We start from the raw sequence: 13533 nt of genomic DNA on the forward strand, positions 1-13533 counted from the left end.
TATACAGATTCGGGCAGCTGACAAATGCTGTTAACAATCAATAACCAAGTTTGGAGTGATCAATGGCCTGGAATGAACCGGGTGGAAACGGTAAAGATCCTTGGAGTGGCAAGGGTGGCGATCAAGGACCGCCGGACCTTGATGAGGTAGTAAAGAAACTACAGGACAAGTTTGGAGGCATCTTCGGAGGAGGCAAGCCCTCTCGCGGTGATGGCTCGATCGGTGGTGGATCCGGACCTGGATCGAAATCCATTGGTTTCCTAGTCGGCATAGCCCTGCTGGTCTGGCTGGCCAGTGGTATCTACATCATCGACGCCCCTGAGCGTGGTGTGGTGTTACGCTTTGGCGCTTACCATGAAACAACCCCGCCGGGACCCCACTGGCATATACCTTTCCCGATCGAGCGGGTGATTCCCGTCAACGTGGATCAGATCACCTCGTTCCGACACAAGGCGCAGATGCTGACCCGGGATGAGAATATCGTCGACGTGGAGTTCACCATTCAGTCGCGTATTCAGGACGCGGCCGACTATCTCTTCCAGGATCGCGATCCGGACAAAACCATGCGCGATGCCACGGAAACCGCGGTTCGTGAAATCATCGGTAAAAGTGACCTGGATTTCATTCTCACCCAGGGGCGTGGCGCGATTGCCGACCGGATTAAAACCGGTGCCCAGGGCTTGATCGATGACTACAAGGCCGGTTTGACGATCACCAGTGTGAACATGCAACCGGCAAAGCCGCCTGAGCAGGTGAAAAGCGCCTTCGACGATGCCATCAAAGCCCGTGAGGATAAAGAGAAGCTTGAGAACCAGGCTGAGGCCTACGCTAATGAAGTGGTACCCAGAGCGCGAGGTGAGGCAGCTCGAAGACTTGCGGATGCCAGCGCCTACAAGGATCGGGTGATAGCAGAAGCGGAGGGTGACGCCAGTCGTTTCCTGGCAATACTCAAAGAGTATGAGAGGGAGCCCAAGGTCACTCGGGCGCGAATCTATCTCGAAGCAATCGAATCGATGCTGGGTCAGACCAGCAAAGTCATGCTCGATACGGCTGAAGGGGGAGGAAACAGCCTGATGTACTTACCTTTGGACAAGCTGATTCAAGGTGTTGAGCAGGGTAGTGTCGGTAGAGGTACGGCTTCAAGCAAGACCGAGTCTTCCCGTGCACCGGTTGAAACAACCAAGTTCCGCAATGTGGACCGCACCAGGGGGGTACGTTGATGAAAATATCGAAACTGATAATCCCTATTGTTGCGGTTGCCGCGGTGTTTTTCTATTCGGCGACTTTCATCGTCAATCAGTGGGAAGTTGCCCTGAAACTGCGTCTGGGTGAAATCGTCGCAACCGACTACAAGCCTGGTCTGCACCTGATGTGGCCGATCGTCAACAATGTCGAGACCTTCGATGCCCGGATTCAGACCATGGACTCCCGTCCTGAGCGTTTCCTGACCGCGGAGAAAAAGGACGTCATCGTCGACTATTTCGCCAAATGGCGCATCGCCAATGTGGCCCAGTACTACCGCTCCACAGGCGGCAGTCTGGACAAGACAGCTCGACTGCTCCAGGAACGGATCAATACCAGTCTGCGTGATGAGTTCGGTAAACGCACCGTGCAGGATGTAATTTCCGGTGAGCGTGCCGAGATCATGGCAAAGCTGACCAGGGATGCCGATTCGATGGCCGCAGAACTGGGGGTTGAAATCCTCGATGTGCGGGTCAAGCAGATCGATCTGCCACCAGAGGTCAGTGAATCGGTCTATCAGCGTATGCGGGCAGAGCGTGAGCGTGTCGCCAGAGACCTGCGTGCGAAAGGTGCCGAGGCTGCTGAACGAATCCGCGCCAATGCGGACCGCGAGTATATCGTCATCGTCGCTGATGCCTACAAGGAAGCTGAGATAATGCGTGGTGAGGGTGACGGCAAGGCTGCCGAAACCTATGCCAACGCCTATCGCCAGAACAGTGAGTTCTACGCCTTCTATCGAAGCCTGAATGCCTATAAAAACAGCTTCCAGGACTCTTCCGATGTAATGGTGCTGCAACCGGATTCAGACTTTTTCCGCTATCTGAAAAACAGCACTGGTCAGTAGCTTAATCCTCACTCGCCCGCCTTCTCCAACTGGGGGGAGGCGGGTTAGTCAGGTCAGTCAATCGATTCTATTGCGTGTGTCAGGGAGGATGCATGAACAGGATTATCATTGTTTCAGTCGGGGCGTTGACGATTACATCTCTTTGTGTGGCCGCCTTTGTGCTGGGGAAATCTCATGCATCCCAGTCTACTGAGACGATAAAACTCAAGATCGACAGTACCATCAATGGTGTTATTTCCAGGTTGCCTGAAGAGGACCGGGACGGGGTGGCTGATCTGCTAACTCCACTGGCGCAATTGATCGATGCCAGACTGGAAACGGGCAAGGTAGAGCAGGAAATAGTTGAAAGCACAGCACTCAATCTGCAAAAAAGTCTTCAGAAACTCGCTCTGAACAACTACCGGGCCGATACCTCTCCATTTGTCCCGCCGCAGGATAAGGCTCAGTTTATCTGTGGCGAGGCCTTTACCCTGGTCTATCTCGGTCAGGATCAAGCTCATCAACTCCATGCAAAGCTGAAGATCAACTCCAATGTTGCCTATTTGAGTCCAGGTGACATCAATCAATATAAAACCGCTGATCAAAAGCTCGAAATAGCCTACCTGGAATACAAACGGGAGTGGCAGGGGCCACTTCTGAAATATTCGTGTGATGGCGGAAATCACTAGCTCCGATCACATTCTCTGCTGATGAGACTGATCGTGACGGAGCATGGCTGTGGAGGAAACAGCTGGCCTGATTGAGTAAAGCCAATCGATGAATGGACAACCGAAGCCCACTCTGGGAAAATGTTCGGCGGCCTGAATAAGGCGTCAATACAGGACCGGGACGATCCCGGTTTTTTTTTGGGGTATGACAGATGTGGCATGATCTGCTTGTTGCGTTGGCTCTGCTGTTGGTGATTGAAGGCATATGGCCTTTTCTGAATCCCAACAGCATGCGCTCAATCCTGCTGATGATTGCCCAACACGACAACCGATCCATGCGTCTCAGTGGTCTGGTCAGCATGGTTTCCGGGGTTATCCTGCTCTATCTGGTGAATTGATCTTGATGATGGAAAACGAACGTTGGATATTGCCTGACGGCATTGATGAGGTGCTTCCCCAGGAGGCGCAAGTCGTAGAGAGTAAGCGGAGAGAGCTGTTGGATCTCTATCGCAGCTGGGGTTACGACTATGTTATCCCGCCGTTTGTTGAGTTTTTGGACTCCCTGCTGACGGGAACCGGCAGCGATCTGGACCTGAATACTTTCAAGCTGACTGACCAGATGAGCGGTAGGCTGATGGGGGTCCGTGCCGATATCACGCCTCAGGCGGCACGCATCGACGCCAATCGAATCCAGGCGAAACATCCTACCAGACTCTGTTACCTGGGCACTGTCCTGCATACCCGGTCCGATGGTTTTGCCGGCACCCGCAGTCCATTACAGATCGGTGCTGAGCTGTATGGGCACTGCGGGATCGAGAGTGACATCGAAATCCTGCGGCTGATGATGGAGACATTGAATAAGACCGGGGTCGAAGAGGTCTATCTCGACCTGGGCCACGTGGGCATCTTCAAGGGGCTGGCGGAACAGGCCGGTTTAAATAAACGGCAGGAGACGGCGCTATTCGATGCTCTGCAGCGAAAGGCCCTGGTGGAAATTGAGAGCCTTTTGGCTTCGTTCGATATTGCCGAGGAACATGCTGCCATGCTGCTGCGTCTCGGGGAGCTGAATGGGGACCAGGCGTTGAGCCAGGCTCGAGAGGAGCTCAAACAGGCTTCACCGAAAGTGATTGAGGCCCTGGACTATCTGCAGGCTGTGGCCGACCAGATCGCGCAGTGGTTACCCGATGTGCCGGTACACTTCGATCTGGCGGAACTGCGAGGCTATCACTTTCATACCGGGGTTGTATTCGCCGCCTTTGTGCCGGGGAATGGCAAGGAGATCGCCAGAGGAGGCCGCTACGATGCCATCGGCAGCGTATTTGGACGTGGCAGGCCGGCAACCGGTTTCAGCACGGATCTGAAGAATCTGATCCGGGTTGCACAACCCGAATTGCAGATCACCGACGAAATGGTGATATTTGCACCGGTCTCCGAGGATCCGGCACTAACCCAGGAGGTTGCAAGATTGCGTGGTGAGGGACACCGGGTGATCAGTGCTTTATCAGGTCAATCCGGAGGAGCGGCCGAGATGGGCTGCCAACAGCAACTGCAGTGGCTGGATGACCGCTGGCAACTTATTTCTGTTTGATTTTATCAATATATCTGTAAGAATCGACAGGTTTTGTAATAAAAAATCCGGTTTTACCCGGATCTAACGATTTTGAGAGAACCATGGGCAAGAATGTCGTAGTTATCGGAACACAGTGGGGAGACGAGGGCAAAGGCAAGGTTGTTGACCTGTTGACTGAGAAGGCGTCTGCCGTCGTCAGATTTCAGGGTGGGCACAATGCTGGGCATACCCTGGTTATCGATGGCGAGCAGACCGTACTGCATCTGATACCCTCGGGTGTTTTGCGTGAAGGGGTGCGTTGCCTGATCGGCAATGGTGTGGTGTTGGCGCCGGATGCCCTGCTGGAGGAGATTGAAATGTTGGAGAAGGGTGGGGTGCCCGCCTCTGACAGAATGGGAATCTCCGAATCATGCCCACTGATTCTGCCCTATCACATCGCTCTGGATGCGGCCCGTGAAAAGGCCCGTGGCAAAAAAGCCATTGGTACCACTGGGCGCGGCATCGGGCCTGCCTATGAAGATAAAATCTCCAGACGGGGCATCCGGCTGGGTGAGATCTTTGATCAGGCACACATCTCTGAACGCCTGCGTGAAGTGATGGAGTACCATAATTTCGCGCTCAAACATCTGTTTGAGTATGGCGAAGTTGATTATCAGGAAGTGCTCGATCAGCTGATGGTGCAGGCTGAGCGCCTTAAACCGATGGTGGAAGATGTTACCGGCACCCTGCATCAGCTGCGTCAGGATGGTAAGCATGTGATGTTCGAAGGGGCTCAGGGCGCCCTGCTGGATATCGATCATGGCACCTATCCCTATGTCACATCCTCCAACACCACCGCGGGTGGCGCTGCCACCGGCACCGGTATCGGTCCACGCTATATCGACTATGTGCTGGGTATCGTAAAAGCCTACACGACTCGTGTCGGCGCCGGTCCTTTTCCAACCGAGCTGTTTGATGAGGATGGCAATCACTTGGGTACAAAAGGTCACGAGTTCGGCGCCACCACCGGACGTAAGCGGCGTTGCGGCTGGTTGGACGTTGTGGCTCTGCGTCGTTCGCTTGATATCAACAGTGTCAGTGGTATCTGTATCACCAAACTCGATGTGCTGGACGGCCTGGACAAGATCAAGATCTGTGTCGCCTACAAGCTCGATGGTCAGGAAGTGACAACGCCACCCTGCGGCGCTGATCAGTTTGAAAAATGTGAGCCGATCTACATCGAGATGCCGGGTTGGCAGGAGTCGACAGTCGGTGTGACCGACTACGATCAGTTACCCCAGGCTGCCAGAGAGTATCTGAGTAAAATTGAATCCCTGTGCGATACGCCGATCGATATTGTCTCAACCGGCCCTGATCGTAACGAGACTATCATCCGTCGTCATCCATTCAATTAACAGATTCAATCAGCTCATTTTGTTGATGCGGGAGGTCAGCTTCCGCATCAACCATTTCCCATCTTTTCAAGCAGACCTCTCCTAAGATACCTATTAGTGGGTAGGTGGCTACCAATAAATGGTTAGCAGCTGTTTTGACACTGAAATGTCCTATCTGATCGGAGTGTGATCTGGGTCAATTTTTGGTCAGAATCAGGCGGGTTCCCGAGAGCCGGTCATGCCAGGCCAGGTTGTCGGAATCGAACACCACCCAAAAAAAACCGAAACCGAAAACCAGCAGCGAGAGAATGGCGGCGAAGTGGCGTTTCAGTGCCTGTTCCCAATCCACTGGCAGACCCTCCATTGAGACCAGTTTGAGACGCCAGGCACGCATACCCAAGGTTTGACCACCCCTTAACCAGAACCAGCAAAAGAATGCTAATGGTATGATTTCAAAGAGAAATATCTGAAAAAACAGTAACCAGTTACCAGTCGGATATCCAAATGGCAGAGTGACGACCGCGGTGGCGACAAACACCAGTGCAGTCAACAAAAGGCTATCGTAAAAGATTGCGCCGAGGCGTCTCAGCAGTCCCGGAGCTACGGCTTCAGTGAGGTCATAGGGGCTCTGTGGTCGTTCAGTCATGATCCGATAATAAAGCTAATAAAAGGGAAAACCCTAACAGTCAGGCGCGATAATCCGAATTTGAAATTTGCACCACAGGATCCATACTTTAAGTTCATGTTCAGTGACATCTGATAACGGGGAGCCAAAGCATGGAACACAGATGTGATCACCGAAAATTGCTTTCATGTGAGATCACCATCAAAGACCGTAATCTCGGTAAACTGACAGGGAAAGTTCGTAATATCAGTCTTAGTGGCATGTTAGTTGATATTGGTGAAGACTCACAGCAGATTAATACAATTGTTGAGGTCTCTTTTCCTGTCGAGGCCTGCGGTGGTACCAGTCAGTGTCGTGCTAAAGCCATGGTTGTACATCAACAATCGGGTTGTTTGGGGCTTATGTTCAGTGAGCTCGATTCCAGTGTCAGGCAGATGCTTCGAAAAGCACTCTACGGCTATGCCACAGTGGCAGAGAGAGCCTACCTCTATCAGGGTTATAAAACCACCCGCAATCCCGATCCGGTGAAAAGCCTGAGGGCTTCGACATACTGATTACGAATACCTCCTGAATAATAACTATTCCATTCCAGTTAACTGGATCTATTGAGAAAGACGCGTTAAGTGTCTTTTTTTTTGCTGAGTGGTCGATGAGCCTTCACCAAGGTGAGATGATCGTAAATCCCTCCGAGATTCTCAACTGCCAGCAAGCACACTTCGGCTGGACATTGCCTATTCACGTGCCGGGTTAAACTGTCTCCAGGCCAATAGGACTGGAATCGATAGGTCAAGAAGAGTACAAATAACCCATTGAATCTAAAAAATATCACTATTAAATTATGCGATATGCCGAAACTAAAGCAATAACAGGCATCAGACCGATTTTTCAGCTGATAGGGAAAGCATGAGTGCATTGAGAAGCTCAAAATGGCAGGCGAAACTGGCTGCTGTTCCACTCCCTGCGCTCTCCCTGCTGGTAGGGATCTTGTGTGGTCTTTTGATGTGGCTGGTATTGGAGCCAATCCAGGACAGACGACTGGCAAACCTTTTCCATGATGAACTGGTCAGACGGCTCGATGTGCGGGCGGTTGAGACCCGACAGCGGTTTGAGCATTTTTTACACGAGTGGCGCCAGGTGGGGAGTGGGCTGTCGAACCATTGGCGCATCAAGAACTATCTTGGTTCAAAGGCATGGTATGAAAGCAAGAACTCGGATACGCGGGCTATTCTTCACCAGCAGACGCCGGAGTGGCTAGATCCCGGCTATCCCAAACTCAACTCCATCGAGCCTAAACATGTGGTGTTACTGGATAATCGGGCGACGCCTAGGGAAATCTATCAGAAACAGCCACTCTCATTCGATCTGGACCAGTTGTTTGAATTTTACTCAGGACGCAATGAGGCGCTGGTTACTCTGATCGATCAGGTACCCTATCTGCTGGTCTGGTCGAATGTTTCCTATCTGGAGGACGATCTGGCTGCGGTCCTGCTGCTGATTGTGCCGGTGGATGATCAGTTTCTGTTGGAATCACAATCGATGACCAATGATTCCGATACCCTGATTGCCCTGGTGGACGCCAACACTCTGAAGCTGTTATCCAGCAGCAAGCGGGAGATGATCGCAAGAAACTCTCATCTGAATGACTGGCATGAGAACTATCTGCTGACATCCCAGGCGATCACCCGTTTTCAGTCGATGGAGCAGAGCTTGCTGTTCACAACGCTGGTCTCCCGTGATGCGGTGGAAAAGACCATCCATAACATCACCAAACTGGCCCAGCAGGATCGGTTTCTTGCGGCACTGGTCTATATCATCGTCTTTTCTGTCATCTTCTATCTGATCTCGGCCAAGATAAGCCATGTGCTGATACGGATTTCACGATTCGGCCAGCAGGCGCTGGGAATCGAGCAGCCGGTAACCAAGAAAGGCAACCAGTTACTGCTGTTGGAGGATTGGGTGAAAGCCTTCTTTCGGCAGTTGATCAGTGCCCGCGATACGTTGCGCAACAAACAGGAAGAGCGGTTGCGTGAGACAGAGGTGCTGAAAAGTGCTCTGTTCGATAACTCAATGGTCTCCATCGTGACGCTGAATCAGGAGGGCATAATCGTTGAGGTCAATGGCACAGCGTTCAAAACCTTTGGTTACAGCCGCAGCCAATTGATCGGTCGTCATCTTGAAGAGATGGCGATCCATCCCAACGACCGTGAGCGCTTTCGGGCGATGCTCACGGCCTGTATCAGCATGTCGGCCTCGAACAGCAAATGCCGAGGGCAGGCGATGCAGGCCGTCACGGTGAATGGTGAGGAGAAATCCGTTGAGTGTTCTGTGATCTCGATCCATCTACATCAACAGACAGTATTCAATGTTTATCTACGGGATATCTCAGGGCAAAAACAGGCTCAGCGGGAAATCACCAGTCTGGCGAAGCTGGCCAGTGAAAACCCCAGCCCGGTGTTGCGTATCAACAAACGTGGCGTGATTGTCTATGCTAATGCCGCCAGTGAGCCGCTGATGGGGTATTGGGATTGCGAACGGGGACAGACTCTGCCGCTGTACTGGAAAAACCTGGTTGCCAGCTCATTGAAAGAGGGAACCACCAAAGAGTATGAAGTCAATCTGGACAGTCAGATCTTTTCCCTGCAACTTGCGCCAATCCTGGAGCTCGAATATGTCAACATCTACGGCCGGGACATCACACGAATCCGCATGGCTGAGATGCAGAGCCGCCAGCACCAATCCGAACTGGTCCATGTCTGTCGTCTCAGTACCATGGGTGAGATGTCCACCGGCCTGGCGCATGAGCTGAATCAGCCGCTCTCTGCCATCGTCAATTTTGCCAGCGGCTGCGTGCGTCGGTTGCAATCCGGAAAAGGGGGCGAGCCGGAGATCATTGATGCGATTGCCCAGATAACCGCCCAGGCTGAACGGGCCGGGGAGATCATCAAACGCTTGAGAACCCTGGTTGGCAAACGGCCGCAGGAGCATGAGGTCGTCAATCTTAATCACTTGGTTTTGGAGGTGGCGTCATTTATCGAATTTGAGGCCAACCGACAGCATGTGGAAGTGGCGTTGGAGCTGTCGGAGGGCGTGCTGCCGGTTGAAGTGGACCTGGTTCAGATTGAACAGGTGATGTTGAATCTGGTGCGCAATGCCATCGATGCAATGAAACAAGTTGATCAGAATCAACGGCGTCTGGTACTGAAAACCGGTAGAATGAGCTCCAAAGAGGTTCAGGTTTTAGTCCAGGACAGTGGTTCAGGGATACCGGAACAAACACAGAAACATCTTTTCGATGCATTCTTTTCTACTAAAAAGAGCGGTATGGGTATGGGATTGCCAATCAGTCAAAAAATCATGCAGGATCACAAGGGAATGATTGAGGTAGAGTCTGAATATGGTCATGGAGCAACCTTCAGATTGGTTCTGCCCTCAGATCCAACAATTGAATTACCGGGTTTTTAGTCATGAGCAATCGGCCGACAGTTTTTGTAGTTGATGATGATCAGGCGATGAGAAACTCACTGAAATGGCTGATCGAATCAGTGTCCATGCAAGTCGAGACCTTCGAATCGGCGAATGCCTTCATTCAGTCCTACTATCCAGGGCGCTCCGGTTGTCTGCTGCTTGACGTGCGCATGCCGGGGATGAGCGGTTTGGAGTTGCAGGAGTATCTGAAGGTCAATCAGATCGCCATACCGGTGATCATCATCACCGGCCATGGGGATGTACCGATGGCGGTAAGGGCTATGAAAGCCGGGGCTGTGGACTTCATCGAGAAGCCTTTCAATGACGAGTTGTTACTGGAGAGTATTCGTCATGCTATGGCGGTGGATGCCAAGCAGCGCGATATGCAGTCGCAGCGTGCTGAGATAGCCACCCGACTGGCGAGGCTGACCCCCAGGGAGCATGAAGTGATGTTGATGGTTACCAATGGCAAGGCCAACAAGGAGATTGCCACCAGCCTGGGTGTCAGTTCGAAGACAGTGGAGGCCCATCGGGCCCGGGTCATGGAGAAGATGGAGGCTGACTCGCTGGCAGAACTGGTACGCATGGCAATCAGTGCCAACCTGACCTTGGTTGAAGAACCTGAGGAGTAGGCTCCTGCCGGATCGACAGACTTGCCTGTAAGCATGCTGGCCGGCGATCGTCTGTGAGCGATCCAGGGTCACCTGCCTTGAAACAGTGGCCGGCCTCTGATATGACTCTTTTTCATGAACCAACAGACCAGTAAGGCCTTACTCAAGCACCCACCCACCTTCGCCTGGACACTCTATGACTGGGCAAACTCAGCCTTTGCAACGACTGTAATGGCCGGATTTTTCCCGGTGTTTTTCAAGCAGTATTGGAGTGCGGGTGTTGAGGTTACCGAGTCGACCTTCCGACTGGGCATGGCCAACTCCCTGGCGAGCATTCTGGTGGTCTGCATGGCGCCATTTCTCGGCGCGCTGGCGGATCAGGCCGGAGCGAAAAAGAAGTTTCTGTTGTTTTTTGCCGCCATGGGTATTGTCATGACAGGTTCCCTCTATCTGGTGGCAATGGGCAACTGGGTCATGGCCCTGGTACTTTACGGCCTGGGTATGCTCGGCTTCATGGGGGGTAACATCTTCTATGATTCCCTGCTGGTGTCGGTTACCCAAAAACAGCACTACGATCGGGTTTCCGCCTATGGCTATGCGTTTGGTTATCTTGGGGGAGGGCTGCTGTTCACCTTCAATGTGTTGATGACCCTCTATCCAGACGCTTTTGGATTGGCTGATGCCGCCCAGGCGGTACGTCTCTCGTTCATCAGTGTGGCCGTCTGGTGGGGGCTGTTTTCATTGCCGTTGTTTCTGTTGGTTGAAGAGCCCTCGGGTCCAAAGCAGCAGAAAGGACGGTTCTCTGCCAGCCTGCGCCAACTGCTGGAGACCTTCGCCAGTCTGCGCAGTCTGCGTATGACCTTTCTGTTTCTACTCGCCTACTGGTGCTACATCGATGGGGTGGACACAATCGTCAGAATGGCGGTTGATTTCGGTCTCTCGATCGGTTTCGATGCCAACAACCTGATGGTCGCCCTGTTGATCACCCAATTTGTCGGATTTCCCGCCGCACTGGTGTTCGCCTCCATTGCTTCCAAGCGAGGGGCAAAGCAGGGGATCATGATCGCCATCTTTATCTATCTGCTGATTCTGCTCTGGGCTTACCATATGGAATCGGTTTGGGAGTTTTACACCTTGGCGATCGCCATCGGCTTGGTGCAGGGTGGTATACAGGCACTCTCCCGCTCCCTCTATGCCCGGTTGATTCCCCACAATCAGGCCGCTGAGTTCTTTGGTTTTTACAACATGCTGGGTAAGTTTGCTGCGGTACTGGGGCCCTTTCTGATGGGCTGGGTCGGCGTATTGACCGGCAGCACCAGAATCTCCATTCTCTCGGTTGGCATCCTTTTTATTCTCGGTGGCGTACTGTTGAGCATGGTGGATGTGAAAGCGGGTGAAAAGGCGGCCCAGGAGTTGGAATAGATCGTTGTCATGAAAAAAGATGAACTGTATGCCGATCCGCAGCAGGTGGTCCCCGATTTCATCTTCGATGAGCGGGTCGCGCAGGTCTTTCCCGATATGATCAATCGTTCGGTTCCCGGCTATGCAACCATTATCAATATGATCGGTACTCTGGCGAGCCGCCGGGTGACCCGGGGTTCCAACTGTTACGACCTGGGTTGCTCACTGGGGGCGGCGAGCATGGCAGTCCGCTCCTCCATGCCGCACCAGGACTATGCGTTGATTGCGGTGGATAACTCCCTGCCGATGTTACAACAGGCTGCGAAGCTGCTGGAGCAGGATCAAGCCGATAGTCCGATACAGCTGGTCTGCTCTGATGTGCGGGATGTGGCAATCGAGCGGGCGTCGATGATTATCCTGAATTTCACCTTGCAATTCATACCGGCAGAGGACCGAGCGGATTTTTTAACACAACTCTATGATGGGATGCAGGATAAAGGTCTCTTGGTACTTTCGGAAAAGATTGCACTCTCCAATGAGGCTTCACAAAACCTGTTTACCGAGATGCACCACAGCTTCAAGAAAGCTCAGGGCTACAGTGACCTGGAGATCAGTCAAAAGCGCAGTGCTCTGGAAAATGTGTTGATTCCGGAGACCCTGGAGACTCATAAGCAGCGTCTTCAAATGATCGGTTTCACAACGGTGGAAGTCTGGTTTCAGTGTTTTAACTTTGTCTCACTACTGGCCATTAAATGAACTACGATTGGGATTGGTGTGACGCCTACAGTGATCATCCTCTGGGACGCTGGTTAAAGGAACTTCCACAACAGGTTGAGCGGGTATGGCGTGAACAGACCCATGGGGATATTCATAAGTGGCGAGAAGCACTGGCCCGGTTACCCGATATCCCTGTTTCAAAAGTAAATTTCAGATCCGCCAAAGTAGAAGCGGGTGACGCAGCTGATTGTGATGATCCAACCAGGAGTCAGATCGTCGATGCGCTACAGCAGCTGCACCCCTGGCGCAAAGGCCCATACCGGATATGTGGCATTGAGATCGATACCGAATGGCGCTCAGATCTTAAGTGGGATCGCCTGGTTGAGCAGATATCGTCATTGAAAAACCGAACCGTGCTGGATGTGGGTTGTGGCAATGGTTACCACCTCTGGCGCATTCATGGGGAGGGGGCGATGCGGGTGATCGGGATCGATCCGACCCAGCTGTTCAATATGCAGTTCGAAGCCTTCAAGCACTTTCTCGGCAATGATTATCCGGTGCATCTGTTTCCGCTGGGTATTGAGGATCTGCCTATGGACTTGAAGGCGTTCGATACGGTCTTCTCGATGGGGGTCTTCTATCATCGCCAATCACCTTTCTCTCACTTGTATGAGTTGATGGGGGCACTGCGCAAAGAGGGTGAGCTGGTGCTTGAAACCTTGGTGATCGAGGGGGCTGACAGGGAGGTTCTGGTGCCGGAAAACCGCTATGCGAAGATGCGCAACGTTTGGTTCATTCCCACGGTCGAGACCCTCAAAGGATGGATGAAACGCTGTGGTTTCAGGGATATTCGACTGGTTGATATTTCTACCACCACAACCACTGAGCAAAGATCGACGGAGTGGATGCGTTTTGAGTCACTGAAGGACTATCTGGATCCTCTGAATCCTGATCTGACCATCGAAGGTTATCCCGCACCAAGACGTGCCATATTGGTTGCGAAAAAGGGTAGGGGCTGAGGCAGATTTCTCTCTACAG

13 protein-coding genes are annotated in these 13533 nt (G+C 52.5%); 12 read left to right on the forward strand and 1 reads right to left on the reverse strand.

The genetic code is table 11. The annotated features are described in order from the left end of the window. Positions 1–62: 62 nt before the first annotated feature. From hflK to AC4IE8_RS21440, 6 genes are all read left to right on the forward strand, one after another. A complete protein-coding gene (hflK, locus tag AC4IE8_RS21415; RefSeq protein WP_068994140.1) occupies positions 63–1220 on the forward strand; it encodes an FtsH protease activity modulator HflK in 1158 nt (385 codons plus the stop codon). Beyond that, the gene (hflC, locus tag AC4IE8_RS21420; protein ID WP_068994137.1) at positions 1220–2086 is read left to right on the forward strand and encodes a protease modulator HflC; all 867 of its coding nucleotides are present in this window, start codon (positions 1220–1222) and stop codon (positions 2084–2086) included. Before hflK ends, hflC begins: the two co-directional genes overlap by 1 nt. 92 nt (positions 2087–2178) lie before the next feature. Further along, entirely contained in the window at positions 2179–2754 is a 576-nt protein-coding gene (locus tag AC4IE8_RS21425; protein WP_490792010.1) for a hypothetical protein, read from the forward strand. Positions 2755–2945: 191 nt separating this feature from the next. Further along, positions 2946–3131: a DUF2065 domain-containing protein gene (locus AC4IE8_RS21430; protein WP_068994131.1), complete on the forward strand. Its 186-nt coding sequence runs from the start codon at positions 2946–2948 to the stop codon at positions 3129–3131. 5 nt (positions 3132–3136) lie between these two features. Then, positions 3137–4321 (forward strand): ATP phosphoribosyltransferase regulatory subunit, encoded by a 1185-nt coding sequence (locus tag AC4IE8_RS21435; RefSeq protein WP_068994359.1) that lies wholly within the window; start codon positions 3137–3139, stop codon positions 4319–4321. 83 nt (positions 4322–4404) lie between these two features. Then, positions 4405–5697, forward strand: a complete 1293-nt coding sequence (locus tag AC4IE8_RS21440; protein WP_068994128.1) for an adenylosuccinate synthase — start codon at positions 4405–4407, stop codon at positions 5695–5697. 175 nt (positions 5698–5872) lie between these two features. Here AC4IE8_RS21440 and AC4IE8_RS21445 read toward each other — a convergent pair whose 3' ends face one another. After that, positions 5873–6322, reverse strand: coding sequence for an RDD family protein (locus AC4IE8_RS21445; RefSeq protein ID WP_068994125.1), 450 nt, complete (start codon positions 6320–6322; stop codon positions 5873–5875). Between the two features lie 131 nt (positions 6323–6453). Here AC4IE8_RS21445 and AC4IE8_RS21450 point away from each other — a divergent pair, with 131 nt between their 5' ends. The 6 genes from AC4IE8_RS21450 (at position 6454) to cmoB (ending at position 13514) form a co-directional block, all read left to right on the forward strand. Then, positions 6454–6855 (forward strand): PilZ domain-containing protein, encoded by a 402-nt coding sequence (locus tag AC4IE8_RS21450; RefSeq protein WP_068994121.1) that lies wholly within the window; start codon positions 6454–6456, stop codon positions 6853–6855. A gap of 349 nt (positions 6856–7204) precedes the next feature. After that, positions 7205–9763: a PAS domain-containing sensor histidine kinase gene (locus AC4IE8_RS21455; RefSeq protein WP_490792011.1), complete on the forward strand. Its 2559-nt coding sequence runs from the start codon at positions 7205–7207 to the stop codon at positions 9761–9763. 2 nt (positions 9764–9765) lie between these two features. Further along, complete coding sequence (locus tag AC4IE8_RS21460) at positions 9766–10398, forward strand: response regulator transcription factor (protein WP_068994115.1); 633 nt, start codon at positions 9766–9768, stop codon at positions 10396–10398. A 114-nt stretch (positions 10399–10512) separates the two neighbouring features. Then, positions 10513–11799 (forward strand): MFS transporter, encoded by a 1287-nt coding sequence (locus AC4IE8_RS21465; protein WP_068994112.1) that lies wholly within the window; start codon positions 10513–10515, stop codon positions 11797–11799. Between the two features lie 9 nt (positions 11800–11808). After that, the gene (gene cmoA / locus AC4IE8_RS21470) at positions 11809–12534 is read left to right on the forward strand and encodes a carboxy-S-adenosyl-L-methionine synthase CmoA (protein WP_068994107.1); all 726 of its coding nucleotides are present in this window, start codon (positions 11809–11811) and stop codon (positions 12532–12534) included. Beyond that, positions 12531–13514, forward strand: a complete 984-nt coding sequence (gene cmoB / locus AC4IE8_RS21475; protein WP_490792012.1) for a tRNA 5-methoxyuridine(34)/uridine 5-oxyacetic acid(34) synthase CmoB — start codon at positions 12531–12533, stop codon at positions 13512–13514. The genes cmoA and cmoB overlap by 4 nt, the downstream gene beginning before the upstream one ends. Positions 13515–13533: the final 19 nt, after the last annotated feature.

It is taken from the genome of Candidatus Thiodiazotropha sp. AKAK2 (assembly GCF_058244685.1).